40 protein-coding genes and 1 tRNA gene are annotated in these 24838 nt (G+C 30.3%); 32 read left to right on the top strand and 9 right to left on the bottom strand.

Annotation, left to right across the window (positions count from 1 at the left end):
• Positions 1-124: 124 nt before the first annotated feature.
• The gene (locus GHT08_RS09325) at positions 125-2017 is read left to right on the top strand and encodes an LTA synthase family protein (protein ID WP_163581156.1); all 1893 of its coding nucleotides are present in this window, start codon (positions 125-127) and stop codon (positions 2015-2017) included.
• 300 nt (positions 2018-2317) lie between these two features.
• Here GHT08_RS09325 and GHT08_RS09320 read toward each other — a convergent pair whose 3' ends face one another.
• Positions 2318-2497: a DUF2759 family protein gene (locus tag GHT08_RS09320; protein ID WP_018933846.1), complete on the bottom strand. Its 180-nt coding sequence runs from the start codon at positions 2495-2497 to the stop codon at positions 2318-2320.
• Between the two features lie 145 nt (positions 2498-2642).
• Here GHT08_RS09320 and GHT08_RS09315 point away from each other — a divergent pair, with 145 nt between their 5' ends.
• Positions 2643-3266 (top strand): MBL fold metallo-hydrolase, encoded by a 624-nt coding sequence (locus GHT08_RS09315; RefSeq protein WP_163581155.1) that lies wholly within the window; start codon positions 2643-2645, stop codon positions 3264-3266.
• Between the two features lie 41 nt (positions 3267-3307).
• Here GHT08_RS09315 and GHT08_RS09310 read toward each other — a convergent pair whose 3' ends face one another.
• From GHT08_RS09310 to GHT08_RS22000, 6 genes are all read right to left on the bottom strand, one after another.
• Positions 3308-3550 carry a DUF2626 domain-containing protein gene (locus GHT08_RS09310; protein ID WP_018933844.1) on the bottom strand — a complete coding sequence of 81 codons (243 nt, stop codon included), beginning with the start codon at positions 3548-3550 and terminating at the stop codon, positions 3308-3310.
• A gap of 140 nt (positions 3551-3690) precedes the next feature.
• A complete protein-coding gene (locus tag GHT08_RS09305; RefSeq protein WP_163581154.1) occupies positions 3691-4044 on the bottom strand; it encodes a hypothetical protein in 354 nt (117 codons plus the stop codon).
• A complete protein-coding gene (locus tag GHT08_RS09300) occupies positions 4010-4462 on the bottom strand; it encodes a ComGF family competence protein (protein ID WP_163581153.1) in 453 nt (150 codons plus the stop codon). The genes GHT08_RS09305 and GHT08_RS09300 overlap by 35 nt, the downstream gene beginning before the upstream one ends.
• Positions 4413-4757: a type II secretion system protein gene (locus tag GHT08_RS09295; protein ID WP_238343537.1), complete on the bottom strand. Its 345-nt coding sequence runs from the start codon at positions 4755-4757 to the stop codon at positions 4413-4415. Before GHT08_RS09295 ends, GHT08_RS09300 begins: the two co-directional genes overlap by 50 nt.
• A complete protein-coding gene (gene comGD / locus GHT08_RS09290; RefSeq protein WP_163581151.1) occupies positions 4747-5184 on the bottom strand; it encodes a competence type IV pilus minor pilin ComGD in 438 nt (145 codons plus the stop codon). The genes GHT08_RS09295 and comGD overlap by 11 nt, the downstream gene beginning before the upstream one ends.
• Entirely contained in the window at positions 5174-5347 is a 174-nt protein-coding gene (locus GHT08_RS22000) for a hypothetical protein (protein ID WP_193568286.1), read from the bottom strand. Before GHT08_RS22000 ends, comGD begins: the two co-directional genes overlap by 11 nt.
• A 53-nt stretch (positions 5348-5400) precedes the next feature.
• On the opposite strand from GHT08_RS22000, the gene GHT08_RS09280 reads away from it, so the two are divergent.
• The 22 genes from GHT08_RS09280 (at position 5401) to GHT08_RS09175 (ending at position 18219) form a co-directional block, all read left to right on the top strand.
• Positions 5401-5646, top strand: coding sequence for a hypothetical protein (locus GHT08_RS09280; RefSeq protein ID WP_163581150.1), 246 nt, complete (start codon positions 5401-5403; stop codon positions 5644-5646).
• A gap of 99 nt (positions 5647-5745) precedes the next feature.
• Positions 5746-5949 carry a hypothetical protein gene (locus GHT08_RS09275; RefSeq protein WP_163581149.1) on the top strand — a complete coding sequence of 68 codons (204 nt, stop codon included), beginning with the start codon at positions 5746-5748 and terminating at the stop codon, positions 5947-5949.
• 99 nt (positions 5950-6048) lie between these two features.
• Positions 6049-6504 carry a hypothetical protein gene (locus tag GHT08_RS09270; protein WP_163581148.1) on the top strand — a complete coding sequence of 152 codons (456 nt, stop codon included), beginning with the start codon at positions 6049-6051 and terminating at the stop codon, positions 6502-6504.
• A gap of 39 nt (positions 6505-6543) precedes the next feature.
• Positions 6544-6852 (top strand): DUF3102 domain-containing protein, encoded by a 309-nt coding sequence (locus tag GHT08_RS09265; protein ID WP_238343536.1) that lies wholly within the window; start codon positions 6544-6546, stop codon positions 6850-6852.
• A gap of 306 nt (positions 6853-7158) precedes the next feature.
• Positions 7159-7311, top strand: coding sequence for a helix-turn-helix domain-containing protein (locus GHT08_RS22590; protein ID WP_420370962.1), 153 nt, complete (start codon positions 7159-7161; stop codon positions 7309-7311).
• 332 nt (positions 7312-7643) lie between these two features.
• Positions 7644-7889 (top strand): hypothetical protein, encoded by a 246-nt coding sequence (locus tag GHT08_RS09255; RefSeq protein WP_163581146.1) that lies wholly within the window; start codon positions 7644-7646, stop codon positions 7887-7889.
• Positions 7855-9309 carry a DEAD/DEAH box helicase family protein gene (locus GHT08_RS09250; protein ID WP_163581145.1) on the top strand — a complete coding sequence of 485 codons (1455 nt, stop codon included), beginning with the start codon at positions 7855-7857 and terminating at the stop codon, positions 9307-9309. The genes GHT08_RS09255 and GHT08_RS09250 overlap by 35 nt, the downstream gene beginning before the upstream one ends.
• Before the next feature lie 365 nt (positions 9310-9674).
• Positions 9675-12323, top strand: a complete 2649-nt coding sequence (locus tag GHT08_RS09245) for a hypothetical protein (protein ID WP_163581144.1) — start codon at positions 9675-9677, stop codon at positions 12321-12323.
• A gap of 271 nt (positions 12324-12594) precedes the next feature.
• Positions 12595-12789, top strand: coding sequence for a helix-turn-helix domain-containing protein (locus tag GHT08_RS09240; protein ID WP_163581143.1), 195 nt, complete (start codon positions 12595-12597; stop codon positions 12787-12789).
• A 239-nt stretch (positions 12790-13028) separates the two neighbouring features.
• Positions 13029-13187, top strand: coding sequence for a hypothetical protein (locus GHT08_RS09235; protein WP_163581142.1), 159 nt, complete (start codon positions 13029-13031; stop codon positions 13185-13187).
• Positions 13150-13377: a hypothetical protein gene (locus GHT08_RS09230; RefSeq protein ID WP_163581141.1), complete on the top strand. Its 228-nt coding sequence runs from the start codon at positions 13150-13152 to the stop codon at positions 13375-13377. Before GHT08_RS09235 ends, GHT08_RS09230 begins: the two co-directional genes overlap by 38 nt.
• A 15-nt stretch (positions 13378-13392) precedes the next feature.
• Positions 13393-13833 carry a DUF1617 family protein gene (locus tag GHT08_RS09225; RefSeq protein ID WP_163581140.1) on the top strand — a complete coding sequence of 147 codons (441 nt, stop codon included), beginning with the start codon at positions 13393-13395 and terminating at the stop codon, positions 13831-13833.
• A 3-nt stretch (positions 13834-13836) separates the two neighbouring features.
• Positions 13837-14097 (top strand): hypothetical protein, encoded by a 261-nt coding sequence (locus tag GHT08_RS09220; RefSeq protein ID WP_238343535.1) that lies wholly within the window; start codon positions 13837-13839, stop codon positions 14095-14097.
• An 18-nt stretch (positions 14098-14115) separates the two neighbouring features.
• A complete protein-coding gene (locus GHT08_RS09215) occupies positions 14116-14415 on the top strand; it encodes a hypothetical protein (RefSeq protein WP_163581138.1) in 300 nt (99 codons plus the stop codon).
• A 156-nt stretch (positions 14416-14571) separates the two neighbouring features.
• Positions 14572-14832, top strand: coding sequence for a hypothetical protein (locus GHT08_RS09210; RefSeq protein WP_163581137.1), 261 nt, complete (start codon positions 14572-14574; stop codon positions 14830-14832).
• A gap of 15 nt (positions 14833-14847) precedes the next feature.
• Positions 14848-14923: transfer RNA gene (locus tag GHT08_RS09205), tRNA-OTHER, on the top strand.
• Between the two features lie 74 nt (positions 14924-14997).
• On the top strand, positions 14998-15795 hold the full coding sequence (locus GHT08_RS09200) for a DUF5677 domain-containing protein (protein WP_163581136.1): 798 nt from the start codon (positions 14998-15000) through the stop codon (positions 15793-15795).
• 112 nt (positions 15796-15907) lie between these two features.
• Complete coding sequence (locus GHT08_RS09195; protein ID WP_163581135.1) at positions 15908-16198, top strand: hypothetical protein; 291 nt, start codon at positions 15908-15910, stop codon at positions 16196-16198.
• Positions 16199-16227: 29 nt separating this feature from the next.
• On the top strand, positions 16228-16518 hold the full coding sequence (locus GHT08_RS09190) for a hypothetical protein (RefSeq protein ID WP_163581134.1): 291 nt from the start codon (positions 16228-16230) through the stop codon (positions 16516-16518).
• A 146-nt stretch (positions 16519-16664) separates the two neighbouring features.
• A complete protein-coding gene (locus GHT08_RS09185) occupies positions 16665-17057 on the top strand; it encodes a hypothetical protein (RefSeq protein WP_163581133.1) in 393 nt (130 codons plus the stop codon).
• A 59-nt stretch (positions 17058-17116) separates the two neighbouring features.
• Entirely contained in the window at positions 17117-17722 is a 606-nt protein-coding gene (locus GHT08_RS09180; RefSeq protein ID WP_163581132.1) for a hypothetical protein, read from the top strand.
• A gap of 95 nt (positions 17723-17817) precedes the next feature.
• Positions 17818-18219, top strand: coding sequence for a hypothetical protein (locus tag GHT08_RS09175; protein ID WP_163581131.1), 402 nt, complete (start codon positions 17818-17820; stop codon positions 18217-18219).
• A gap of 290 nt (positions 18220-18509) precedes the next feature.
• Here GHT08_RS09175 and GHT08_RS09170 read toward each other — a convergent pair whose 3' ends face one another.
• Positions 18510-19166, bottom strand: a complete 657-nt coding sequence (locus tag GHT08_RS09170) for a hypothetical protein (RefSeq protein WP_163581130.1) — start codon at positions 19164-19166, stop codon at positions 18510-18512.
• A 31-nt stretch (positions 19167-19197) separates the two neighbouring features.
• Complete coding sequence (locus tag GHT08_RS09165) at positions 19198-19521, bottom strand: hypothetical protein (RefSeq protein WP_163581129.1); 324 nt, start codon at positions 19519-19521, stop codon at positions 19198-19200.
• Between the two features lie 85 nt (positions 19522-19606).
• Here GHT08_RS09165 and GHT08_RS09160 point away from each other — a divergent pair, with 85 nt between their 5' ends.
• The 8 genes from GHT08_RS09160 (at position 19607) to terL (ending at position 24828) form a co-directional block, all read left to right on the top strand.
• Positions 19607-19858 carry a hypothetical protein gene (locus tag GHT08_RS09160; RefSeq protein ID WP_163581128.1) on the top strand — a complete coding sequence of 84 codons (252 nt, stop codon included), beginning with the start codon at positions 19607-19609 and terminating at the stop codon, positions 19856-19858.
• A 52-nt stretch (positions 19859-19910) separates the two neighbouring features.
• Positions 19911-20120: a hypothetical protein gene (locus GHT08_RS09155; RefSeq protein WP_163581127.1), complete on the top strand. Its 210-nt coding sequence runs from the start codon at positions 19911-19913 to the stop codon at positions 20118-20120.
• 72 nt (positions 20121-20192) lie between these two features.
• Complete coding sequence (locus GHT08_RS09150) at positions 20193-20993, top strand: hypothetical protein (protein WP_163581126.1); 801 nt, start codon at positions 20193-20195, stop codon at positions 20991-20993.
• Between the two features lie 31 nt (positions 20994-21024).
• Positions 21025-21516, top strand: coding sequence for a hypothetical protein (locus GHT08_RS09145; protein ID WP_163581125.1), 492 nt, complete (start codon positions 21025-21027; stop codon positions 21514-21516).
• Between the two features lie 96 nt (positions 21517-21612).
• Positions 21613-21825 carry a hypothetical protein gene (locus tag GHT08_RS09140; protein WP_163581124.1) on the top strand — a complete coding sequence of 71 codons (213 nt, stop codon included), beginning with the start codon at positions 21613-21615 and terminating at the stop codon, positions 21823-21825.
• Between the two features lie 68 nt (positions 21826-21893).
• Positions 21894-22301, top strand: a complete 408-nt coding sequence (locus GHT08_RS09135) for a phBC6A51 family helix-turn-helix protein (RefSeq protein WP_163581123.1) — start codon at positions 21894-21896, stop codon at positions 22299-22301.
• A gap of 133 nt (positions 22302-22434) precedes the next feature.
• The gene (locus tag GHT08_RS09130) at positions 22435-23004 is read left to right on the top strand and encodes a recombinase family protein (RefSeq protein ID WP_163581122.1); all 570 of its coding nucleotides are present in this window, start codon (positions 22435-22437) and stop codon (positions 23002-23004) included.
• A 201-nt stretch (positions 23005-23205) separates the two neighbouring features.
• The gene (gene terL, locus GHT08_RS09125) at positions 23206-24828 is read left to right on the top strand and encodes a phage terminase large subunit (RefSeq protein WP_163581121.1); all 1623 of its coding nucleotides are present in this window, start codon (positions 23206-23208) and stop codon (positions 24826-24828) included.
• Positions 24829-24838: the final 10 nt, after the last annotated feature.

Below are 24838 nucleotides of genomic sequence, written 5' to 3'. Positions count from 1 at the left end.
AATATTGTAAATTGATTGTAACTTTTTTTAAGATTTATGAAACTTCTATGTGATGTTTATCGTCTATAATAGAGAAAGAGAAAAATAGAATTTAGGGTTGAATCATTTTGAGGAGGATAATCAAATGTTTAATAAAAAGCTGCAAATGCCTTTATATATAATCGCAGCATTATTATTTGGATTGAAAACTTATATCGTTTATCGATTTGTATTTGCTATATCGTTAGAAAATATGATGCAAGAGCTAATTTTGTTTATTAATCCTTTTGTAATTGCTTTTTTTATCTTTGTATTAAGTATTTTATTTAATCAAAGAAGACAATTGAAATATATTAAATATAGTATACTTTTAGGATCTTTAATACTGTATTTTAATATTGTTTTTTACCGTAACTTTTCAGACTTTATAACCATACCTTTATTGTTCCAAGGAAGTAATGCAGCTGACCTTGGTAGTAGTGTACTTGGTTTATTAAAACTCTGGGATGTAGCCTTATTCTTTGATGTTATTTTCGTTTGGGTTCTGGCGAAGAGATACGGTTCAAAATTAACGACCTCGTTTACCAAGCGATATAAGAGGATTGCTTTTGCATTATCCATTCTATTCTTAATTGGTAACTATGCATTAGCTGAAGCTGAACGTCCCCAATTGTTACAAAGAACGTTTGACCGTGAATATTTAGTCAAAAATATCGGGATATTTCCTTATCATGTTTATGATGCTGTATTGCATTCCAAATCAAAAGCACAACGTGTATTTGCAGACGGTAATGAATTAACGGAAATTTCCGATTATATTAAGGAAGAAACAACTACAGACGGTAATGAAGAATTACATGGTATCGCTGAAGATAAAAATGTAATCTTTATTTCATTGGAGTCTTTGCAAAGTTTTGTCATAAATAACACGCTTCACGGTGAAGAAGTAACACCATTCTTGAATAGTTTGATCGATGAAAGTTACTATTTTGAAAATTTCTATCACCAAACTGAACAAGGAAAAACATCAGATTCTGAATTTATTATTGAAAACTCATTATACCCTTCGCCAAGAGGCGCTGTATACTTTACGCATGCTCAGAACGATTATCATTCATTACCTGAAATACTTGATGAAAATGGATATAATTCAGCTGTTTTTCATGCCAATAATAAAAGTTTCTGGAATCGTGATGTGATGTATGACAATATTGGTTATGATCATTTTTATGACGAAAATGCATATGAAGTCACAGATGAAAACTCTGTCGGGTGGGGTTTAAAAGATAAGGACTTCTTTAAACAATCGATAAAATATATGGAGCAGATGGAAGAACCATATTATTCTAAATTTATCACGTTAACGAACCACTATCCGTTCGATTTAGATGAAGAAGATGCAACGATCGACCCTTATGATTCTAATTCGAATACGCTAAATAAATACTTCCAGACAGTAAGATATATGGATGAAGCAGTAGAAGAGTATTTTGATTACTTGAAAGAAGCAGGGTTATATGAAGATTCTATTATTATTTTAATGGGTGATCATTACGGTATTAGTGATTTTCATAAGAAAGCCATGATTCAATATTTAGATAAAGATGAATATACAGATTATCTTCATGTTCAATTACAGCGAGTTCCATTCTATGTTCACATTCCTGGGCAAGATGGAGAAGTTATGTCTAAGATTGCCGGCCAAATTGATGTAAAACCTACTATAATGAATCTACTAGGTATTGATGATGGTAGTGATTTATCATTTGGTACAGATCTATTTGACGAAGAGCGAAAAGATTTTATTGCACTTCGTGACGGTAGTTTTATTACAGAAGAATATGTTTATACAAAAGACCAATGCTATGATCGAGAGTCTGGTGAATTGATTGACAGCACCAATCAATTAGCTGGTGAAGGTGAAGACTCTGTTTGCCAGCCATATGTAGAGCAGGTAGAAAATGAATTAAACTACTCAGATGAAATCATATTCGGAGACCTATTACGTTTCTACGAATTCGAAAATGAGAATGAGTAAGTAAAAAAAGGGATGAACTGATAACAGTTCATCCCTTTATATTTTAAGATCTGATTCATAATTGATACAAACTGCGAAGTAATGAAAGGAGGAAAAGTGAGCTTTCTCCCATTCTGCTTAATGATGAGTGCTCACATACGCTCCGGCAGAATACTGCGCTTTCCGCAGCGACGATTATGCACTCATCTAAATTCAGAACGGAGGAGAACAAATCCATGTCTAAGTTACTGCGCAGTATATGGATTACGTGCAGTTAGCCCCCTATTTAATACACAAAAAAACGCCTAAATATAGGCGTTTTTAGCTTTGGAATAATGGTCGAATTAATTCCCAGTATAGAGTGGCGATCGAGAAGAATCCGAAAACTAAGGCAGAAATAGCTGCAAAAGCTGCTCCGAACATATTTTGGGATTTTAATTCACGAAAAACTGCAATGACACATAAAATCGTTACCACAAGAATAATAAATGCTAATTCCATTTTCATCCCCCTTACTCACAGTCAATCCATTTTCATTATGAACTATTAACGTTATAATATGTATACAAATCTAATCCATACTTATTTTAAAACAAAAAGGATGATTTGTCTATTAAAACATAAAGGAAAAGGAGTGATACATAACATGAGAGTGGAACAGATGGCTTTAGGTCCATTATCAACTAATTGTTATATTGTCGCATATAGTAAACAAGCCATTATCATCGATCCAGCTGGCGATGGAGACAGGATTCTTGATAAAATTGCAGAAATGAAAGTGGAGCCATTAGCTGTTTTGTTAACCCATGCACATTTCGATCATATTGGTGCTTTAGAACAGGTAAGGACTCATTATCAAATACCTGTGTATATGCATGAATTAGAAAGTGATTGGCTAGAAGATCCAAACTTAAATGGTTCTGGACTCTTTGGTGTCGAGCAAGTAAAGGCAAATAAAGCTGATCATTTTCTAGAAATGAAGGTGTACCAATTTGGCAGTATATCCATAGAAGTTCGCCATACACCTGGTCATTCACCAGGAGGGGTATCGTTCGTTTTCCATGATGAACAATTCGTTATTGGGGGAGACAGTTTGTTTGCGGGAGCAATAGGACGTACAGATTTACCAGGTGGTAGTTTCGAACAATTAGAAGAGAGTATTAGACAGCAATTTTATACTTTACCAGGTGCATATATCGTATATCCTGGCCATGGACCTAAAACGCAAATTCAAAAAGAAAAAGATACGAATCCATTTGTGCAATCTTAGTCAAAACGCTCTGATCTACAAAGATCAGAGCGTTTATCGCTTTAATGGCCAAATCCAGGAACAAGAATGAAGTTGGTATAGAAAGTAAACCCGATAAAGAAAACAGTACAATAAGCAGCGAATAAGTACATATACATTCTTTCAGACAATTTAAGGTATCCGACACCAAGGAAAAAGATCGTTTGCGCAAGGAATAGATATGCCATTGTTTCCATATGACCAACATAAAACATAACTGTAAATATACCTGTCCAAAAAGCAAGCATACGGAAAACTCGATCCATTGTTCCCCCTCCTTTTTAAATCACTATGTATCAACCATATTATATACGAGTATAACAAAAATGTAAATTATTCTAAGCAGTTGAATCAAAATTATTTGTAATTGTTCATAATATGTTTGAAATTAGGAATTTTTATACATTTAATTAGGGATGGCAATATTTACATGTCTGTAACCACCGGTGTCCGTGGTCATTTTAAATTGATAAATAGTACTACTCTGACCATTTTGAGTTACTATAACGTCTATTGTACCGTCAGGAAATGTATAGGAATAAGGAGGAGTTTCTTTCTCTTGGAGCACAGATGCGTATGCTTTTTGATAGAGCCATTCTAATTTATACTGTTCGTCATTTAATTGGTGAATTCTTTTCTGACTTTGAAGTTGGTTTATCTGATGAAATGTGAGCAGTAATAATAATAAAATGACAAAGTTGGTTAAAGGAAAAATATATCCTTTCTCATTGTTGTGTTTTTTTAAGTAGTATCTTTTCAATTTGTTCACCACTATCTGTAGAAAGTTCTATAGTAATATCATCTTTTCTTTCAGTTAATCTAAAGTCTTTTATGTCACGTAATATTTCCTCATGTCCACGACTATTTACTTGTCTACGTATTTTCTGATGGTGAAAGGAGATAGTGACTATGTCACCATTGGTTTGCATAAAATAAAGCTGATTATTGTTTGTTATAATCTGATGGGCTGTTTGGGCCTCTACTTCGATTATATGGTGAAAATGGTAAACCATAGGCAATTGTTCTTTATCTTCTTGTTTCCACATCAGTAATAGTTGACTGTACCATGACATTAATATAAACAAAAATAATAGTGTCAATAAAGATTCGATCAATATATATCCTTTTTCATTGCGGTATTGCATATTGACATTTTTTTGTTTCCTGTTGTTTAACATTATTCCAGCTGACACATCCTTCTATCAGTGAATCTGAATAAGTAATGGTTAAGGTTAAAGGTGAACTAATAACATTCCTGAATATTTCAGTACCTTGGTTTGAATTTCCTAATATAGCTTCATGCATTTTGTTTGAGAGAAAATAGGTAGCTTTATCCTCTTCTCTGATCATTTTTTTCTCGATCATAAGCTGATGTTGAATGGGGATTAACGTAAGACATGCAGTGAAAAATATCATAATGGCAAGCAGACTTTCCAACATGTAGAAGCCGGCTTGTTTATTTTTAGGCTGCATCATAACATCTACCTTTGCCAAATGGACATGTAATAACATACGTTCGAAACCTTGTTTTAATTTTCATAGTGCCAGGCTTTTTCAAATTTCCTTTATATGAAAATTGAACCGGGAATTCGAGCGTATTCGGTTCTACAATCCATGCTTCAGGATAATCGCGGACGAACAATTTAGAACCGAATCCACCTTGCCGAATAAGATATCGATGGTTTTCTCGTTCAAAGTGAAGGTAAAAGTTATCATCCTGAGTAAGAGCGAGTTGTTGTAAATAAAGGATGTCCTGATGAAATTGTTTGATAAATTGCTTGTACTGAAGTGTATCATACGTTTTTAGAGCATAATTGCCACTTATAATCAGGATAATGGTACTTAAAGCTAAGGTAATCAACAGTTCTACTAACGTGAATCCTTTTTGATTAAGAAGCATTATTATCCTCTATTTCTAATCCATCTTTGGCCTCGTTGTAAACGATGATTTGATTGCCATTGTCACAAGTTAACGACTCTACATACTCTCCTTCTAGAGCACTAAGATTATCCGGTCTGCTTCCTTCATCAAGTTCATATGCGATCAGTTGATTTTCAACCATTTTTGTTGTTGCTATGATGATCAACCTCAATATAAATAAAAAGGAGGATTGTAGTGAGCATTGATAAATGGGTAATATTTACACATCCCCAAGATCACTTTTTATTTGATTTAAATCAAGTTAGTAAAATTGAGCAACAATTAAAGCAAGAAAACGTTCCTTATCGTACAATTTATTATCTCGCAAATAAGCCAACTAAATATGTCTCTGGGAAAGGCTTAGTGTCAATGACAAAGAAAGAAGAGCAGGAAATCATCAGCAGTATTAAGGAGGATAAAGATAGATGCTCAGCAAGCTAAAGTACTGGTTCGATTGCCGATTTAAAGGCAAACATCGTTATGATTTTTACAATAACAGATGTATTGTCTGCAATAAACATAGTGAGGAGGACAAGAAGAGTGCGAACTAAATTACATCCAATTTATCACGATCAAATGATTTTAAAAATGGTAAAAGCTACTCAAGAGATTGATGAAGCACGTAAACTGGGTATTGATGATGATTGCGAGTACATTGGGTATCGAGAGGGTGTTTATGATAGTTATCATCGTATTTTAACATTGCTAAATTATTCAGCATCAGACATTGACGCAATGGAGTAAGTTATGGAAGAGAGTCTATCAAAACTAAAATTAAAACAGTAATTATATATTAAAAGTAGAATATCATTAGTATAAAATAATAAAAATGGAGGAATTACAATGAAAAATTTTGAAGAGTACAAGAAGGATTTACTAGAATTATTGGAAGGGTACAATCAATTTCATCAAGATATGGCAGCATACTTATTAGACACAGAGGAAGATGTTGACTATTTCCAAAGAGAGTTTTTTGCAAATATTGAAGACAATCCTCTTGAAGCTATCTACAAATTGAGAATCAAAAAGAGGGAGGATAACAAAATGGAATTAAGCGAGTTTTTGACTAAGTGTAGAAAGGATAAAAAAATGGCTCTTGAGCACTTGTCTCAAGAACCATTGAATCATGTTGATGTAGAGAGACTTAAAGAATCAGATATAAGCCTCTCAGAACTATACAGCATGTCTATGCAACATAAAAAGTACACTTTGCTATCTTTAATAAGAGATTGGAATATTGTCAAGGACAGTCGTCTTATGAAGAAACCTATCACGATAGAGGAGAAGCTTATGATTTAACAAGTTGCAGGTCAAGCGATATTTGAGATTGGTAAAAGATTGAAACATGTAAAAGAGAACGATCTTGTTCACGGTGAGTTCGGTAAATGGTTGGAATCTATTGAAATGAATCATAGCACCGCAAATAAAATGATGAAACTTTATCCAGAATTAGGCTCAAAATCGGATTCGTATCCGAAATTAAGTTTTAATTCCCTCATTCAAATAGCAACCATGCCAGAACAAGAACGAGAACAGCAACATACCATTCCATCTACGGGTGAAACAAAAACAGTTGATGAAATGACAATAAAAATTCAACACCCCTTAACCATTGATACAACAGGGTTTTGGGGTGTTGATCTATAATTAATTAAAGAAATTTTCAAGTTTACTAGCAGAATTAGTCAAATAACATTATAATACATAGTGTAAGCTTGCTATTTTTGCGTCTATAAATTGAACTCTATTATATTTAACTGTCAATCTATATATAATAATACCACAAATCGTATAACTGTCAATAAAAAATTGAAAAAAGTTTTAAATTAACTTGCACGAAAGTGGGAAAGTGGGTTTAATCAATAAAAAGGAGGATGATTTTATTTTGCAACACACTTATAAAAATAAATGAAAGGATGATGGTTATTGGAAGTAAATGATCGAGAATTATGGATGTTAAAACGGAAAAGGAAGAAGATCACTCACCAAATGTTGGCTGAAGTATTGGACTGTACACAGGCACACATATCTCTATATGAAAACAGAAAAACAAACATGAGTGTAGAAAAAGAAAGATTATACCAAAACTACATATTAAATTATTAACAGACTTTGCTGTTCGTTTTGCTGTTCGTTATATGAGTTTTGTTGTGTGTTATTGAGTAAGGTTATTGAAATGCAGTTGACAATTAAAGGAGGTGACAAATAATAGAACGGTATTACATTAACTTAGATCCAACCAACTACAAAGGGATAGAGGTGTTAAATGGACAAAATAAGCGAATATTAAGCGTTTCCAGTGGTGATTTTAGTCTTGACTATGACTTAATCCTTCAAGCTACTAGAACACTTAGAAAACGTTTTAAAGCGTCTGTATTGATAATGGGCAACGTGTACGATTATTTAGCGAAAATTAATAATAAGGAGAATGATAAAAAGTGAATAATATTCAAGCAAAAGAAAATCTATTTATCTGTTATAGTCCGTATCTTAGAGAGCATCTCGAGTCAAATGGGATTGAGCCATTAATAGAGGGATTGCATCCGAAAACTAAAGGAATTTTCAAGGTGTATTGGCAAACACCAGAGTTAAGCAAAGCAATTAAACAATATAAACAAATGAGCAAAAAACTAAAAGAGGATGATGTGAATGGAAAGAGTAAGCAATTACGTGACAACAGATAAAGTTAACAGTTGGAAGAAAGGGGATTTAGTAGCAATCAAAGCACAAATGGGTGCTGGGAAATCGCATTTTATTAAAAATATTCTGTATGCCATTGCTAAAAGAGATAAAAAGAAAATTCTATTTTTAATACATAGGTCAAGATGTAAAGAACAATTTGAAATAGAATTAGAAAATGATAATAAAATCGATATCATAACGTTGAGGACATATCAATCAATTGAAAATATTGCAATGAAAGGCAATCAGTTTGATTTTAATAAGTATGACTATATTGTCTTAGACGAATTTCATTACTTTTTATCGGATGCAGCATTCAATAATACTACAGACATATCGTTAAATCAGATACTAAATTTAACTCGTCAAATAAAAATATGTATGAGTGCCACAGGTGATTATATGACTGAATACTTAGAACAGATAAAAGATTTATCACCTAAAAAATACGCAGTGCCATTCGATTTTAGTTACATAAATTTGCTCCACTTTTTTTATAAAGAACATACGATGGAAGAATATATAAAATTGGCAATCAAAAACAATAAGAAGTCAATATTTTTTATTAATAATACAGAAAGAGCCTATGACTTACATAGAAGATATAAAGATCATTCCTTGTTCGTTTGTTCTGAGTCAAATAAATATTACAAATACGTGATTAAGAAAAAAGTTGAAAGCTTGCTTGAGCATAATAGATTTGAAGATTTAATACTTATCACGACATCTGTTTTAGATTCAGGGGTAAATATAGAGGATGGAAATTTACATAATATTGTAATAAGTGAATTTGATGACGTAGGAACACTTATGCAATGTGTAGGAAGGAAAAGATTACAACACAAAGAGGATTATATCAATTTATTTATACACGCAATGAGCAACAAACAATTGGGTAATAAAAAGGGGAGATACCAATCTAAGTTGAAGATTCCAGAGGAACTTAAAAAACATAATGCTAATACATTTTCATCAAAGTATGGTCGTTCTAATTACCATTCTGATATGTTGTACGATGAGCCTATAGAGGACAAAGCAGACATTGTAAGAAAAAAGATAAACGATCTAATGTACTACAAAACAAAAATTAACATTACGGAAATCGATAAAATGTTAAAGCTGGGCGAGTTTGGTTATTGTGAATACATATCTAATATTTTCGAGAAAGAATATAATATTTTGGAAGTTGACAAATCAAAAGATAGATTATCAGCTTATTTGGATAGTGTCGTAGGTGAGAGATTATTTAAGGAAGGTCAAGAGTCGTTAAAGAAGGAATTTAAAAAGAATGATCTAAAATCTAGAACACTTGGAATTAATACTTTAAATGGATGGTTAGTTGATAAAGAAATACCTTACATAATTATTCCTAAACGAACTAATAAAAAAAGATATTGGGTTGTAGAAGAAATTGATAGATGAAAAAAGTGACAAATCATGCAATAAGTCCTATATGACTTCATGCTTTTTTTGTCACCGATTCTATAAATTTATCTATTAAGTGTAAGAGTAATTCAAATTAGGTCAAAAGCTACTCACGCAGGAAGAAAACCACTTCCTTTGTGGCTTATGGAATCAAAAAAACGATTCCAACGCTTAATTGTTTTATTACTCTATAAAAATGAAAAATAACTAATTTAGCCACTTTTGCTTCTTTGTGTGGCAATGGCAAAAACGGTTTTTGTTTTTGACACTTGTACAAAGAAGAAGTTTAATATTATCCATTTTTATCATAAATTACATATTTAAAGTCAAAAGTTATCAAATAAAAAGGGGAAATGTAAAAAGTGAACAAATCTATATACATATTAAATTTACAGGCAAGTGACATATTCAATCATCAATATAAAGGGAAATGGTTGAAAAAGGATTACAATGGGATGCTACAATATTCGCTTGAAACGATAAAATTGATAGAAGAGGGAATGAAAACTAAAACAATTGAGAAATACAAAAAAGATAATCAAATTATTTCGGATGATGTGATAAATGTTAAGTTTGATTTTGGTGTGAATGCGATAGAAGATGATATTAAAAAGATCCAAAAATCTATTAACGATCACAATAAAGATCTAGAAGATCTGTTGAACGAAGATAAGCCAAATCAACAAGAAATAAAAAACAAACAGAAGCGGATTAACAACTTAAAATCTTATCGTAAGAGTTTAAAGAAACAACAAAAAAATAATCCCAATAATCCACGCTTTCAAAAAATGACAAGGCAACAATTAAGAAGTTTTATGTATACTAATGAAATTAAGTTGTTTGGCAAAACGTATAAGGTCTATAAACGATCAGCGTCTAAATCAAGAAAAGGGAACGTATTGTTTATCAATAAAAAATTATACAAGAACATGAAAAAATGGTCACGATTAGGGTTAGATTTTTCAGAGGATAAAGAAATAGAGTTTGCTTCATTGTTAGCGTATGAATCATTGGTGTTGAGCAGTCTTTTGCCAAATAAGCCATTAATCGACATACCAACTAAATCAATATTACTCATTGATGATGTAAAAAGTGTATTTAAAGAGAAAGTAAATGCAGTAGAAAAAAATAAAGATGGATTGTTGGAAGTTAATGAGCGATTAGAAACGATTGAAAATGATTTGTTCGATGGTCAATCATTGATAAATGCTAGTTATATTGATGGATTAGATCAAGAAAAAGGTAGTTATTTGTTGCGGAATCATTTCTACAAAAGTAATGCAATTAATACGAATATTCAACAGTTTTTAAAAGACTATGCAAAAAAACATAAAATTGATTTTGATAATTGGTACATAGAAGATATGTTTGGGAATCCAATAAAGGCTAGTAACATATATTACATAACAACGCCTAACAGTCTGAAAATATTAAAGTTTAGTAATGTAATCGGAACTCCAAAGGAAATGTATAATTATTGGTTAGAACATATTGGCAGTTTTGGCATTTGTAAAGAGGAAAAGGGAAGTAAGCTGGGTACTAATGATGAAGGAGAAATATTACAACAAACAAGCTATCAATTTTTGAACACATTTGATCTGTCAACGCAAAAATTAAAAGAATTAGCTAAATACGAATTAGACTACTTAGATAAAATAAAAAATGATGATGAAACCTTTATTAATCATCTTGAGAAGAATGCCAATGAAGTTAATGCCAATCAAATGTATGTAGACTTGTATAGAAGAAATAAGAAGATAGTACATACTAAGATGTTTCGAGATATGCGAGCAGCGACAATAAGAAATTATAAGAAGCATGTAAAACATGGACATATTAGATTGATTGGTGATTACAATACGATGGTTGGGAATCCATTTGAAATGTTATTACATAGTGTGAAGGCATTACCTGTTAATGATAATGGTGTATTAGATGAAAATTACATGTCTGTTTTAAAAGATAATCAAGTACATACAACAATGTTCGAGGATGATATAGAGTTGGTGTCATGGCGCAATCCTCATACATCCCAATCAAATATTAATATTATACATAATAAGCGAGAATCATTGATTGATAGGTATTTTAATTTAACGGATAATATTGTTGTGGTTAATGCAATTAAATATCCAACATTATCAATATACTCAGGTGCAGATTTTGACTCTGATTCCATTTGTATTGTTAAATCAGATATCTTAAAAAATAATGCTAAAGAATTTAGAAAGAAATATCCTGTTCCGATTAATAAAGTTGAAAGTGATAAAAATACATATTACCCAACTAATGCGAACATGGCAGATATTGATAATAAACTAGCAAATGATTTGATTGGTGAAACCGTTAATTTTGGTCAAAAGATGCTATCTTATTATTGGCATAGAAAACATAATGGTGCTACCGATAAAGAGTTAAAACAGATACAAGATCAAGTATATATAGCTGGTGTATTAAGTGAAATATCGATTGATAAAGCCAAAAAATTATACAATATAAATGAAACGAAAGTATTGAATTCTGGTAGGAAGAAAGTTAAAACACCTAAACATTTTCCATTATTCTTTGAATATGTGAAGCAAGGTGGATCTCAAAAGTTTAAATATGCTTTTTATGACACCACAATGGATAGATTAATAGAGTTAATCAATGATGGCAAAAATGCAATAGCAAGACATAATATTGATGTCTCAGAGTTAGTTGAAGAATACGATAGAGAAAAAACCAATAGAGAGCAGAGAATTAAGATGGTTAGTGTGGCGGAAAAGAAAAAAGATGCAATTGCTAATGTATATGCAAAAGGGTTAGATAAGGAAGAACAGTTCTTAGCATTGAAAGATATTGATGAAAAATACGATAGAAAAATTAAGAATTTAAAAATAAAACCTGAAACGATGATAGGAACGATTGAAATAGTTTTTGGAAAATATAAGGGATTAGCAGGAATGATATTTAACATACTTTACAATAAAAATCAAGAGTTATTCCTAAATTCTTTTAAAGAAATTTAACGATATAGAAATTAAAGGTCGAAAAAGGTCAGTAACAACAAGTGTTTTCACCTTTGACCAATTCTGACCAAATGGAGAGAGTAGGAAAAAGTATTCTTTTCACCAATATATTCTGTTTTGGTAGGCATTTTGCCAGCCTTATTTTTTTTATTAATTAATGAATTTTGTTCATTTTTTATATTCTCTTTTTTTCCTAAATAATGCGGTTGGCTATCTGGCTGATCGCATTAAATTAAATTTATTTAAAAGTAATAGAAAGTGAGGAGGTTGTATGCACCTTGATAAAAAAGATAAGATATGGATTTTAATGAGACAAAAAGGCATAAAATCTAAAGATATTGCCAGTAACCTAAACATATCAACTGCTTTGGTGTCTCTTTGGTTAAATGATAAGGCCAATATTAAAAAAGAAAAAGCTGAAGCAATAATAAATTTTGTGGATAGTTATCCTAGTAAAATGGGTTAATTATATATATTTATTTCAATAGAGTACATTTAAAGTCGTATATTTGGCTAGTCATGGTCAATGGGTGCTTGAGAGCGACTATAAATAAATCAGTGCCACCTCCTATAGGTATCCTGAATACCAAATTGTAATTCGGCTAAACTAGTCTAATTTAACTAGTTGGGTCATTTTTAATTTCTTCCGGGCATGAGTCTTGATGATTCATGCCTCCTCCTAAATTTATTAAAAAGGTGATTAATATGAAGAAAAGAAAAAATAATTTTGAAAATATGTTGCAAGATGCATTAAAAGATGGGAATAGTCGAAATAAAACAGTGAAAAACAGAAATAAAACAAAACTCGAAGGGAGAATTCCTTTACATGAGCGAGAAAATAGAAGAAATAAAAGAGAAAATTGAGCAAAATACCATCAATTTTCTATCTGAAGATGATTTAAAGAATATTAATACGATTGTCAAAAGAGATAGCCAGCATCTATATAAGAGATTAGCTGGACATACACACAAGCTTGAAGATTTAATCTTGAAGCAGCAAGAAGATATTGATGATTTAAAAATATTCGTTAAACACATTATAAACAAGGATTAAAAGGAGATTGATAGAATGTATATTGAAATTGAAAATATTAAAATCGCAGACTCAATTGGTGTTTTAGAAAAACTTACACTAAAAGGATTAAAGTCAATTTACCGAACTCGTTTAGCAACAAAATTAAGTGAAAAATTAAAGCGAGTTGCTGAAGAGCAAGAAGAGTTGAGAAAACAGTATTGCCACTTAGACAAAGAAGGTAATCCTAAAGTTAAAGAAGATGGGAAGCTTGATGTTAAAGATAAGGAAGAATTTGATAAAGTGATGAACGAATTCTTTAAAGAGAAAATAGTTATTGACGATGGAGATTCACAAGTTATGTTGAAATCAGTCAAAAAATCATTAGAAGAGTCAGAAAACGAATGGTCGTCTAGGGAAGCCTATGCTTTTGCTTATTTATACGAAGCTTTTAAAGACGATGACAATGCAGCTGAAACAGAAAAGGATGATGAGTAATAAATGAAAAATCTTTTAACAATTGGTCTGTTTGGATGGTTATTAAAATTGGTGTTTGCAGAAGCAGTAGTATTAGGAATTGTTTGGTTGTTAAATGCAATCTTTGCTATTTCGATTAGCTATGCTCTTGTTGGTAGCGTGGTTGGAGTATTTTATATTATTGGTCTAATTTATTCATTGTTAGTGATTAATAGCGGTAAGAAAATGTTTAAAGACTTTGAAAAAGGAATCGATTCAATTAATGAACAATTTGATAAATGGTAGGGGGAGAGGATTGATAGATTGAAAATCTATAAATTTATTAATGGTGGTCTAGTTAAAGTTGTAAAAGCAGAATCGTTAGAAAAAGCAGTTAATCAATTTTTACATGAGATGAGCGAAGAAAAAGAGATTCAAGAGAAATATCTGAATATGTCTATTGATCGTGTTTTAGATATTATATCAAAATCGAACTTTCAAGATACGCTTTTTGAATTGATTAGGAAAAATGATAAAGATAATTTTGTTGAAATGATGTTCATGTTAGATGATTACCAAACAAATTGGATGATTAAAGAAAATGGAGAAATAATTAAAGGATAGTGAAGGAGAATGATTGAAGAATTTAAAAAAGTAATGGATAAATTATAAAAATAACCATCCATTAGTTGGATGGCTTAGGATGAATAAAATTAAATAGCACAAACTTGGTTATAAACACTGTAAACCAACTAAATAATGCAATGCTGACTAGGATGGATGAAGATATACTTTCTACAGAAAAATAAAGAAGAAACATCGCAATCATTGAAAAATCAAGCGTATTTAGTCTCATTGCTTTCACCGCCTTTTATTTTTATTATAAATTATTTTATGGACAAATCAAATATTATGAATGGAGAGATAAATATAGAAAATTTCAAAGACATATTAGAATGGATTGATAAAAATAAGAAATTTGAAAATGAATCAGCTAAAAAACAATACATACAAGCATTAATGCTGGATAAAGCCGAATAAGGCTTTTTTATTTTTGGATCTGTATGCAAATTGGTCAAGCAAACACACAAACAGTGTTGATATATTACAGGTTCGAGTCCTGTCAGATCCACTATAATTTAAAATAGTGTTGCTTCCTAAAATGATATGGTATAATTTTACTATATTTATTTTGGGGAGATTTATATGAAGATGTTAAAAAAGGTATTGAAAGAAGCTCATGAAGCCGCTCCGAAAGTAGTAGAAAAAGCATTACAGAATAGAATAGATATTCCAGAGGCGGTAACATTAGCTTTTTTTGAGGATATGCTTAAAAAAATAGAATCATTTGTTTTTTTGATTGAAAACGATCAAGACACCTCTATTGATATAGTTACAAGAAGTGTGTTCGAGAATTATATTTATTTAAGGTTGTTATTGTCCAAAGATAACAAAATTCTTTCTAGGTCTTATATGCTTCGAAAAAAATATAAAGAAATTAAGCTTTACGAAAATATCATTTCATCTAATAAAACAGGAAGAAAAATAAGAGCATTCTTACCAAAGCTAGATGTAGAAAAAATGAAACAAATTGCTAAATATGGAACACCTGAACATGAAATTGAAAAGTTAAAAAAAGAATTTTCGGATGTTTTAGAAAAAAGACAATTAAAGCATAATTGGTATGATATTTACGGTAATACTAAGAATATTGAACAACTTTGCTTTAAATTAGAGATGCATGCTGAATATGAATTAATATATACGTCTTTATCAAAGGAAGTTCATTCAATGGATATTATGAAAAGATGGAGAATAGAAGGACAAAATGCTTACCTTTTAAACACTACTGAGAGTGATCAGTTTAATTCTCAAGTTGTGAGTATGTTTCTATTAGAGACAATTAGAAATCTTTATGAATTCTACAATTTGAGAGATGATCTTAAGAAATTCAATACATTAATCAAAATAAATTATCAAATATCTAATAAAAACTTTTTTTAAACAGCCTAAACAAGGGCTGTTTTTTATTATGGTTTAAATTTAATAGAAAACTGCTTTTTGGTAGTGATAGAATGTCACGATCAAATATTTAAAAGATAGTTAGGTGATAGTTTTGAAGTACATAACTGAAGATTTAAAAGATAGTTTCTTTTGCGAATCTTATGTTACGAGTGATGGAGAGAGTGTCTATTCAGGTATTCTACACATAGGCAAAGATGAGAACGGTAAATTTTGGACAGGAATTGATATGTCAGATCCCGAATACGATTATTTTATGGATACAAGTGGATCGGTTAGCGAAGAAGCAATTATAAGGAAATTAAACGAAAGAGATTGGATAATCATTCCCGATGTCGAAGGCTTTATTTCATCTAATGATTTGTATCATGATGATGATGATTGATATTAAAATGCTTAAAAAGGAGAATAAAAATGGGAATTAAAATTAAAATTTTCATGGACAATGGTAAAGAATATATAATTGAGTCAAAAACTTTAAGTAAATTCGAGGCAAGAATATACAACGAAATGGCTCTAGGCGCAAGAGTATTAGCAAACGGAATGAGGCATTTTGAGTTAATAGATGGAAAAGAAGCTTGGATTAATCCTTCTCACATTTCATCTTTTGAGATTGTAGAAGAAACAGTTAGAAAGAATGCTGATTTAGAAAACATTAGAAATTCTCCATACTACAACCCTGATATGGAATTGCTAAAATTTTAGAGAATTTATTTTCTCTTTATTTTTTGAAATGGCTAGTAGCTTTAATTGGTGTGCAATTCATCAACTTTTCACTGAAAATAATTGAAGGAATTTAACCCTTTTTGTAGAATTAGTAAAGATGAACTACTTTAAAAGGGTGATTAGAGTTGAAGCGAATCAATGAAATTGTAATATTTGATGGTAGTTTAATTGACATTCAAAGAATTAATGAGACATTTAATGGACTTGCAACGCTGCTAAAGAATGATGATTTGATGTTCTTCTTTTTAGTAGCACATATTGGCGACAGTAAGGATAATCCAGTTAACCAATCACAATATTTTAGAAGGTTGAAGAAGTATTTTCCATATATTAAAGGTGAAATAAAGTTGAAGCCAAATGACATTAATTTTATTGATGATGATAGAGCACAAGTATTTGTTAGAAGTACAGACGGCAAAAATAAGTTGATTCGTTTTGAATTGAAGAAATATACATACAGATTTAATGTTAGTGAGTGGTTTATTATTTTGGATAAGACTATTTATGATTATAGATAGGAATATTTATCCTTAAATGGTAGAATTGTAGTAATTATAAAGTTTGGGAGTGTTAAAAAATGAGTAAGAATTTGCTTAATTATCTAACTGACTTTATTCAGTCTAATAGATTAAAGATAAAAATTGAATTAGATTCAAATTTTAAAGGACTAGCAAAATATGACACGACAGATAATAAAATTGTAGTTAATAAAGATTATGCTACAACAGAAAAAGCAAAAGTTTATAAATTACCGGTTAATTTATATGCATTGTTAATTGTATGTCATGAGATAGGGCATTTTTTAGATGAAGAAAGACAGTCAATTCAAAAAGAGATAGGTACTTTATTAGAAAAGATTAATCATGGAAAATATTCGGTTGATGTTGAAAATAAGATACTAGATTTGAATAACACTTTAGAAAATAATGCATGGAAATATGGAAAGCCTTATGTTCCAGATGATTTAATTGCTACCTATGATTTGATTAATGTTAAAAATAAAGAAGTCACTAATATTAATATGTTGAGAAAAGTTTTACGTTTTAAATACAATGACAAAGAAATAGAATTAACTAAAAAAATAAAAGAGTTAAGCGATGACAATAAAAAGCTAAGAAATAAAAACATAGAATTAATGACAGAAAATTATAATTTAAAATTTGGTAAAGAATTGGATATATAATTTTGGCATTTAGTAAATAGTGAATTTTATTTATCTATTTTTTACTACATAGCGTGTTATGATGTTACTAGAACATTGTAATTGAGGTGGTATAGATGGAGCAAATTTGGCAGTATTTAACTGAAAAAGAATTAAGGGCAATAGATGTAATAGTTATTTCTGTCATAAGCACAGTGCTTGCTACGATTGTAATCGGATCATCAAAAGTTATTTTTAATCATGCTAAAAACTTATTTTGTAAGATACGTAGTGCATATGAAAATTATTACAGAAAACATATAAAGCATGAGATGAGCCTTAACGAATTAATTTTAGCACTGGAAAAAGAAGTTAATGGTGAGAAATTGACCAAGTATGAAAGAAAAGGTCTAGATAAATATAACTCCAAGGATTCTACATTTGATGATGTAAGTTCCCAAGATAGACTAAATTTCCTTAAAAAAAAGAAAAAATATTTAGGGAAGAAATCAGAGAAAAGTTACAATGTCAGAAAATGATTAATTTATATACATTAACACTACTTAATTGTAGTGTTTTTATTTATATATTTTAAGATATTGAACAAAGTAAGAATATTTTAGAGGTGGTTAGATGAAATTGATGTTTCCCAAGCTAAAAGTCAATTGGATAAGTAACAAATTTAATTTGAAGATGATGCAGAAATTATTGGTTAGGATATGATAGGGTATCCAGTTAATATATAAATTTGAGAATGCTTTAGTCTCAATTTTTTATGGTTAATTGCTTTTATTAGTGTGCAATTCATTAACTTTTCACCTTAATAGCGCTAAAACTTAATATTGTTATTATGAAAAGCTTCAATAACTTTCCGAAAATAGGCATTGATTAAGTTTAAATAGCTTTCATTGAATTCTTTTTCTATTGATTTAATATAGAAATCTTCAGTTTGTGAAATATTGTCAAGAAAGATGCCATCGAGAGAATTAAGTTTAGAATTCTTTATACCAGATCCCTCATTATGAACAAAATAATTTCTTAAATTATTATACAGAAGAAATACATCAAAAGTCTTTTTAGAAACGGAAAGATTAATGTTGCATACTTTGGTAATATAAAAATGATACTTGTAAATCCCTTTATGTCGAATATCATCTAATTTAATTAATGATGCTTCCTTGTTTTCTAAAGCTTTAGCCAAATGTGATAATTCAGATTCCATAAAAGAATACAAGGTAATAAACAATGACTTTCTTAAGATAAATGGAAAAGTTTCGATCAAATCATGATAGTCATCGAAGAATTTATACTCAAATAATTCCTGTCGCATTTGTGGATCATCTAAATCTTTAGCTTGTTCCTTATATATAGTTTGGATTGTGTTCTTTCTTGATTTTATAGACTCTTCCATTACTTCAATGTAATTAGAATAATTGGACATTTCTATATCGAAATGGAATTCGTAAGCACTTTTAAAAAATTTCATATCTAATCACCCTTACTAAGTCGTTGACTGATTATAATTCATTTATATGCTTTATAGGCATTGATTCAGTTGTTCTCATGTCATAAGCCACTACTGATATAAGACCGCAATCTATAGGTAGAATCTGGCTAAAATCATGAAATAGGTAGCTATTGTAGTCATCAATTGTTTTACAATTAGGTTTAGCTGCCATTTTCATGATGAATTTGATTGTAACTTTATTACCTTGTTTTGATTGATTATGAGTTAATATAGAATGACGAACCAATCTTGTATCTAATCGTTCATTAATATCTTTCAATGTTAACTTATTGTTAGTGAATGCAATTTCAGCTACTCCAGTTACTTGAATCATAATTTATCACCCCTGTACTAAGAGAAAAGTTAGTATTATAATAAGACTATTATATCATAATTTTCCAGTAGGAGTGTGATTAGATTTGAGTGACAAAAAAATAATTAAGATACCAATCTCTTATGATCAGAGAAAAATCAATGAGTATGGAGACGGCTACGTTCCTTGCTTGGTTTCCGAAAGGTGGTTACAATTTCCTGAGACTGCAAACAATGAAAATAACATAATTGTTGATGTAATGACCCAAACTGAAGGAAACAAGCCTAGAAAGTTATGTGAATTGATATTGAGTAGAAATGATCTGTTGAGAGCAATCGATTCAGTTGAAATTGAGTAATGATCACATTCGGTATATGTTGATACCTTATAGATTATGGAGGTTTTTGCAAATGTTTTTAGAATTGACAATAGACAACGTGAAATTTGAACCAATTCTTATTAAAATTGACCAAATCATTAGCATAGAAAGGGATTATGATGGTGAAGAGCAGATTAGGGTTATTGAAACTACTAAAGGGACATACAGAGTTAAAGAGTCTTATGCAAAAATAAAAGAATTATTAATGGAGCAAGGTATCGATACTCCTGTTAATTTATGATAATTATATTATTGTTAAGGAAAATTTTACATGGTACTATTGTAGTAATCATTTGTGAAGGTGGTTGCTAGAGTGAACCCAAACAAAGAAGTTTTAAAATTAATAGAGCAACAGAGACGAATTCTAAAACAATATTCAGATATGTTAAAACCAACTATACAAGCTCTAGAATTGTTAAACATTCCAAAGATAGAAGTTCCTGAAGTCGAAATTCCTAAAATAAACATACCTAAAATAGATTTTCCTACTTTTCCTAAGATAGAATTTCCTGAAATTATAATTGATTATGAAAATATAGAAAAATTAGCAAATAACAACTCTTTAAGAGGATGGACTTTATCAGGCGAAATAGATACAAGTTTTTACTTGAATGAAGAATTGTTAGATAGAGATCAAGATTATATTGATGAATATTTTTTAAATTATTTTGAGTCAGATTCTCAAAAAAACCTACTTATAATGAAAAACTCGATAACAAATAGCATAGATGATAAATGGAAAAGTGTAGTCGAAGATTGTTTTTTATTATATAAAACTGATAAGTATAAGATAACTATACCAATGTTAATTACAATAATAGAAGGTGAAATTTCTAAAATCGCTGAAAGCAACAAGGTCGGGTACTATCTATTGAAAGATTGGGAAGAAATAATAAATCCAGAGGATAAGCTGATGTTCATTGTAACTTATACGCTTCACCAGTTTTTAGCAGGTGAAATCTTTGCCAGTAAAAATTTTAATGACGAGAGAGGAACTAATATTAATAGAAATTGGGTGTTGCATGGTCGAGATAATCCTTCACTTTGGACAAGAACAGATGTTTTGAAACTGATGAATATAATATCTACATTGCAATTTGTTCAGGATAAATGAAAGTTTGCGAATAGAATTGAGGTGTATAGTAATGGATATACGAATATGGAGTGTAATAATATCAGCAGGTGTTGCACTATTTATTGCAGTGTTGAACCATTTTATTGTTACACCTTGGAAAGAGAGAAGAAGAAGGTTGAGAGAACAGTATTCAAACTTGTATGCTCCAGCTTATGCTTTAATATGTGCAAGTATAAAAATTGCTAAAAGAAAGTCTCTACTTCATAAGAGTTTGTCTTTAGGTAGCAAATCATTAAATGGATATCAGTCACTATCAAACATGGAACAATTCATACATGAAAGATCAGGTTATGCTAATGATAATTTAATTAATGCTTGGGTGAACTATTCATCACAATTAGAAGAACCCAAAAAAGAATACACAGAAGATTTAGTTATTTCGATTGTTAAAGGGTACAATCAATTAAAAAAGCAATTAGGTATGAAGCATGATAAAGAAGAACTCAAGACAGGAATACCAGACTGTATAAAAGAATATCGTGAGTTTATGGATAACGATTAAGCACTACTTAATAGTAGTGTTTTTATTTATATATTTTATAATACTGTACAGGGGTATAGTATATTGAATTTCAAAAGGGGTGGGGGGTGTTCAAGATTGACACAAGAAAGATTACGAATATTAAAGTATATATACGATTTAGCGAGTGCTAATGATGATATTCAATATAGTGTTGATGAGTCAGAATTAAATACAACTCAGTTTGATTTAAAATATTTACATAATAAAGGGTTTGTTGTTAGATCAGGTGATGGTTGGATGATTACGGCTGAGGGTATAGATGTTGTGGAAAATGGTAGGGTGTTTTGAGTTAAATACTATATAGTAAATAATCCGTACATATTTAAACTTTGCTCATAATTTTGGAGGTGAGATTTATGTTAACTGAAAAGCAATTAAAGTTGATAGAAAAAGTAGTAGAAGGAAATTCAACGATTAAGGAATGTTACGAATCAGTTCAAGTACCTAAAACTACATATTATTACTGGATGAATCATAATAAAGAGTTTCAAAAAGCAATGGATCAAGCTTTAGAAGATAAGGTTAAAGAATCTAAACATAATATTAGAAAGAACGTTAACACATACATCGATGCTTTAACTGATATTGTTAGAAGTGGCAAGAACGAGAATGCCAAAGTAAATGCAGTTTCTAAAATATTAAATTATGCGGAATTAGATCCACAATTCAAACAAGAGTTAACTATCAAGAATAATGATGAAGATAAGAACACTCTGCTAAAAAAATGGAAAGAAAAGCAACAAGAGAATAAAGAAGAGGAATAATATATTTTTTGGTCTATCGGTGTCATAACTTAAAAGTATTGACCATGTGACTCATATGTGATAATATCGGTATATGCAACGGTGTCATAAATTAGTGTCATAAGTATATGCTGATATTATATGAGGTGTAAAAATGAAATATGGATACGCTAGGGTATCAACTAAAGGGCAAGATTTAAATGGTCAAATTGAGCAATTAGAGAATGAAGGTTGCGAAGTGATATATAAAGAAAAAATTACTGGCACTAATAAAAAAAGACCTGAATTTAATAAATTGCTTGATGAGTTAACGAAGGGTGACACTCTTGTCATTACTAAATTAGATCGTTTTGCACGTTCAGCAAATGATGCAACTACCATTATTGAAGAATTATTTAACAGGGGTATCCGTATTCATGTTTTAAACATGGGTATAGTAGAAGACACCCCCACAGGGAGACTAATTTTTAATATAATGGTATCATTTGCCCAATTTGAGAGGGATATGATAGTGGAACGAACACAAGAAGGAAAGGCGATAGCTAAACAACGTGATGATTACCGAGAGGGCAGACCACCTAAGTATAGTAAGAAACGAATTAAAGAAGCTTTAAAGATGTTAGATGAAGGCGTGTCATACACTGATGTAGTGAGTATTACTAGTATCAGTAAGAGTACTTTGATTAGAGCAAAAAGAAAACAAAAAGCAAAAAAATTAAATTGAAATAAAATTAAAACAATTAGAAAGATAATCAATTATTGATTGTCTTTTTTTATTGGAATGAATACGAAACGTTTGTTCTGTTTTGTATGATAGAAATATGATGATACCCCCCATTTATATGGTAGGGGCTATAGGGGTGGGCAAAGCGGTTCAACAATTATTATACTGTGTCAATAATTCCGAAATGTAAGGAGGTGGAATATGACAGGAAATGAATTTGATTTAATGCTTGAATATCTTCAAAAACATTTTAATGATGACGAAATTGAAGAAATATTACAAACATATGAGCCAACTGGTGAAAATGGAATTAGGAAAATGTTAGCTGAAATAGATATTACATACTTTGGATTAACTTACTTGTCTGATCACTTTGATAAAAACTTTTGTCGCTTCCACATAGATTTGATAAGAAATGTTAAAGAATTAACACTAGAATATTCAGCATCTAATCCAGAAGAAATAAGAAGGCTAAGAAGTGCTAAAGAAGGTCAAAAACTTCTCACAATAGCACCTAGAGGGCATGGGAAGAGTCGAATCATCAACTTGTTGTTAAATACTTGGAATTTAGTTTACAAAAAGTCGCCATTTATTGTATGTATTAGTGCAAATGATGCTTTGGCACAAACATTTCTTGAATTGGTTAAAGATGCTTTAGATAATGAAAAAATTAAAGAGGATTTTGGCAATTTAAAAGGTAAGACTTGGAATGCCTCACAAATCATCTTAAACAATAATACAACTTTGGTTGCAAAAGGTATCAAGTCTAAGTTAAGAGGTTTAGCTTTTGAAAGTTGGAGACCGACAACGGTAATTATGGATGACATTGAAGATGATCGTCAATCTAAATCAGAATTAAGCACAGAAGAAATTAAAGGCATATTTAGAAGCACCATTATGTCAATGGGTGATACTTATACCGATTATATATTCTTAGGAACTATTATTGGTGAAGATACGCTTATCAATGAATTATATAAATATGGTACAGGGTGGAAGAAACTTTTTTATAAATCAGTCTATTCTTTTTCTGATTCTCCACTTTGGAAAGAATGGGAAGATATCTACAATGATTTATCAAATCCTAATAGCGTAGAAGATGCAAGAGAATTTTTTGAAAAGAATAAAAAGGAAATGTTGAAAGGTACAGAAGTATTGTGGGAAGAAAAGAATGATTATTATTTCTTGATGCGAAAGAAAATTGATGATGGTAATAGTTCTTTTTACAGTGAGCAACAAAATGATCCCAGAAGTTCTTCAGATTATGCTTTTCAAAATATTACATATTGGGATAGTTTACCTGAAACAAATGAAATGGATTTATTTATGTTTATTGATCCATCAATGGGTAAAAGTAAAGACTTCTCAGCAATCACAATATTAGGTCAGCATAAGAAAACTAATTATAAATATGTGGTTGATGGACAATTGCATAAAGTGAAACCTAATCAATTAATAGATATTATTATAGATTTGTGTAAAGAATATCCAATCCATACTTTGGGCTTTGAGAGTACATTATTCCAAGAATACATTGCCGATGATTTAATAAAGCAATTGAAAGAAGAAGAGTTATATCATGTGTTACCTAAAAAAGTGAAACCTCGTACCAATAAACATAATAGAATCATGAATTTAGAACCGTTTGTGACTAGGAGTGAAATATTATTTAATCCTAGTTGTGTTCAATATAACAATCAAGTGACTGATTACAATATCAATGCAAAAAATGATGATGCAATTGATTCGCTTCAAGCTGCATTTGAATTAGTACATAAAAAGAAGCATAAAAGAAGAGTGGCAAACAAGCCTATAGGATTGTAGAAAGGGGGTC

The organism is Gracilibacillus saliphilus, assembly GCF_010994085.1.
Taxonomy (GTDB): domain Bacteria; phylum Bacillota; class Bacilli; order Bacillales; family Amphibacillaceae; genus Gracilibacillus; species Gracilibacillus lacisalsi.
Note: the sequence above shows the minus strand (reverse complement) of the source record. Positions and strands in the feature narration are given on the sequence as shown.

Excerpts from the sequence above, each read along its gene's own strand:
- GHT08_RS09325 (WP_163581156.1), top strand. The coding sequence starts at position 125 with ATGTTTAATAAAAAGCTGCAAATGCCTTTATATATAATCGCAGCATTA.
- GHT08_RS09320 (WP_018933846.1), bottom strand. The coding sequence starts at position 2,497 with ATGGAATTAGCATTTATTATTCTTGTGGTAACGATTTTATGTGTCATT.
- GHT08_RS09315 (WP_163581155.1), top strand. The coding sequence starts at position 2,643 with ATGAGAGTGGAACAGATGGCTTTAGGTCCATTATCAACTAATTGTTAT.
- GHT08_RS09310 (WP_018933844.1), bottom strand. The coding sequence starts at position 3,550 with ATGGATCGAGTTTTCCGTATGCTTGCTTTTTGGACAGGTATATTTACA.
- GHT08_RS09300 (WP_163581153.1), bottom strand. The coding sequence starts at position 4,462 with ATGTTAAACAACAGGAAACAAAAAAATGTCAATATGCAATACCGCAAT.
- GHT08_RS09295 (WP_238343537.1), bottom strand. The coding sequence starts at position 4,757 with ATGCAGCCTAAAAATAAACAAGCCGGCTTCTACATGTTGGAAAGTCTG.
- comGD (WP_163581151.1), bottom strand. The coding sequence starts at position 5,184 with ATGCTTCTTAATCAAAAAGGATTCACGTTAGTAGAACTGTTGATTACC.
- GHT08_RS22000 (WP_193568286.1), bottom strand. The coding sequence starts at position 5,347 with ATGGTTGAAAATCAACTGATCGCATATGAACTTGATGAAGGAAGCAGA.
- GHT08_RS09270 (WP_163581148.1), top strand. The coding sequence starts at position 6,049 with ATGAAAAATTTTGAAGAGTACAAGAAGGATTTACTAGAATTATTGGAA.
- GHT08_RS22590 (WP_420370962.1), top strand. The coding sequence starts at position 7,159 with ATGTTAAAACGGAAAAGGAAGAAGATCACTCACCAAATGTTGGCTGAA.
- GHT08_RS09250 (WP_163581145.1), top strand. The coding sequence starts at position 7,855 with ATGGAAAGAGTAAGCAATTACGTGACAACAGATAAAGTTAACAGTTGG.
- GHT08_RS09240 (WP_163581143.1), top strand. The coding sequence starts at position 12,595 with ATGCACCTTGATAAAAAAGATAAGATATGGATTTTAATGAGACAAAAA.
- GHT08_RS09235 (WP_163581142.1), top strand. The coding sequence starts at position 13,029 with ATGAAGAAAAGAAAAAATAATTTTGAAAATATGTTGCAAGATGCATTA.
- GHT08_RS09230 (WP_163581141.1), top strand. The coding sequence starts at position 13,150 with ATGAGCGAGAAAATAGAAGAAATAAAAGAGAAAATTGAGCAAAATACC.
- GHT08_RS09225 (WP_163581140.1), top strand. The coding sequence starts at position 13,393 with ATGTATATTGAAATTGAAAATATTAAAATCGCAGACTCAATTGGTGTT.
- GHT08_RS09220 (WP_238343535.1), top strand. The coding sequence starts at position 13,837 with ATGAAAAATCTTTTAACAATTGGTCTGTTTGGATGGTTATTAAAATTG.
- GHT08_RS09210 (WP_163581137.1), top strand. The coding sequence starts at position 14,572 with ATGAAGATATACTTTCTACAGAAAAATAAAGAAGAAACATCGCAATCA.
- GHT08_RS09200 (WP_163581136.1), top strand. The coding sequence starts at position 14,998 with ATGAAGATGTTAAAAAAGGTATTGAAAGAAGCTCATGAAGCCGCTCCG.
- GHT08_RS09190 (WP_163581134.1), top strand. The coding sequence starts at position 16,228 with ATGGGAATTAAAATTAAAATTTTCATGGACAATGGTAAAGAATATATA.
- GHT08_RS09180 (WP_163581132.1), top strand. The coding sequence starts at position 17,117 with ATGAGTAAGAATTTGCTTAATTATCTAACTGACTTTATTCAGTCTAAT.
- GHT08_RS09175 (WP_163581131.1), top strand. The coding sequence starts at position 17,818 with ATGGAGCAAATTTGGCAGTATTTAACTGAAAAAGAATTAAGGGCAATA.
- GHT08_RS09170 (WP_163581130.1), bottom strand. The coding sequence starts at position 19,166 with ATGAAATTTTTTAAAAGTGCTTACGAATTCCATTTCGATATAGAAATG.
- GHT08_RS09165 (WP_163581129.1), bottom strand. The coding sequence starts at position 19,521 with ATGATTCAAGTAACTGGAGTAGCTGAAATTGCATTCACTAACAATAAG.
- GHT08_RS09155 (WP_163581127.1), top strand. The coding sequence starts at position 19,911 with ATGTTTTTAGAATTGACAATAGACAACGTGAAATTTGAACCAATTCTT.
- GHT08_RS09145 (WP_163581125.1), top strand. The coding sequence starts at position 21,025 with ATGGATATACGAATATGGAGTGTAATAATATCAGCAGGTGTTGCACTA.
- GHT08_RS09135 (WP_163581123.1), top strand. The coding sequence starts at position 21,894 with ATGTTAACTGAAAAGCAATTAAAGTTGATAGAAAAAGTAGTAGAAGGA.
- GHT08_RS09130 (WP_163581122.1), top strand. The coding sequence starts at position 22,435 with ATGAAATATGGATACGCTAGGGTATCAACTAAAGGGCAAGATTTAAAT.
- terL (WP_163581121.1), top strand. The coding sequence starts at position 23,206 with ATGACAGGAAATGAATTTGATTTAATGCTTGAATATCTTCAAAAACAT.